General features: G+C 53.1%; 1 protein-coding gene. It reads left to right on the top strand.

Annotation, left to right across the window (positions count from 1 at the left end):
- Window positions 1-49: 49 nt before the first annotated feature.
- On the top strand, window positions 50-288 hold a 239-nt coding region (locus tag LZP73_RS20415; RefSeq protein ID WP_326490381.1), incomplete at its 3' end, for a M17 family peptidase N-terminal domain-containing protein.

Below are 288 nucleotides of genomic sequence, written 5' to 3'. Positions count from 1 at the left end.
TTCTATCTGTAGCCACCGCCGTTGTCTTTAAGATTCAGGAGCGTAGTGCATGGAGTTTAGTGTAAAAAGCGGTAGCCCGGAGAAACAGCGGAGTGCCTGCATCGTCGTGGGCGTCTTCGAACCACGTCGCCTTTCTCCGATTGCAGAACAGCTCGATAAAATCAGCGATGGGTACATCAGCGCCCTGCTACGTCGGGGCGAACTGGAAGGAAAACCGGGGCAGACATTGTTGCTGCACCATGTGCCGAATGTACTTTCCGAGCGAATTCTCCTTATTGGTTGCGGCAA

Origin of the sequence: Shewanella sp. AS16 (assembly GCF_021412365.1) — a bacterium.
Taxonomy (GTDB): Bacteria; Pseudomonadota; Gammaproteobacteria; order Enterobacterales; family Shewanellaceae; genus Shewanella; species Shewanella salipaludis.
The sequence above is the reverse complement of the archived record's forward strand: the minus strand, read 5'-3'. Positions and strand labels throughout refer to the sequence as shown.